At 53.1% G+C, this 527-nt stretch carries 1 protein-coding gene; it reads left to right on the top strand.

Features of this window, described 5'->3' with window-relative positions; translation table 11 throughout:
• Window positions 1-527: transposase (locus tag ABEA08_RS09425; protein WP_345335054.1), on the top strand; the 527-nt coding region annotated here is incomplete at both ends.

The raw sequence follows: 527 nt of genomic DNA, 5'->3' as shown, positions 1-527 counted from the left end.
TCTTTCGGCGCTCAAATTCGCGCTAAAAGGGGAGAAACTGGTGCTACCCAAAGGCACTGCATGCCGGCAATGGCAAAATGAGGCCAACCGATTAGGCCGTGTGAAATGGCAGCTATTTAGCGATAAACCCTACTCGCATGGTCGCGGAGCCGTGAAGTATTTAGCCCGCTACATGCGTGGTGGAGCGCTGCGAGACAGTCAATTGTTGTCGGTAAAAGATGGCAGGGTGCGGTTTCGCTATCGCAGTCATCGCAGTGGCGAAAACGAGCGAATGTCTGTGCCGCTAGCGCAGTTTGTTCGGCAGCTTTTAAGCCATCAGGCGTTGCCCGGAAAGCCTACCGTCAGGTATTACGGCCTGTACCACCCATCACAAAAAGAACGGCTGAATGACGCGCGAGCGCGCTTGAGACAGGAGCCCGTGGCGGAGGTAGCAGAGCCGGATTGGCAAGCGTTTTTGGAGCAGACTGGATATGACTTGGCATGCTCTATCTGTGGTAGTAAAGTGCTGAAAGTTATTAACAAAATGA

Source organism: Ferrimonas pelagia (assembly GCF_039543565.1).
GTDB lineage: Bacteria > Pseudomonadota > Gammaproteobacteria > Enterobacterales > Shewanellaceae > Ferrimonas > Ferrimonas pelagia.
This window is presented reverse-complemented; position numbering and strand designations above follow the sequence as displayed.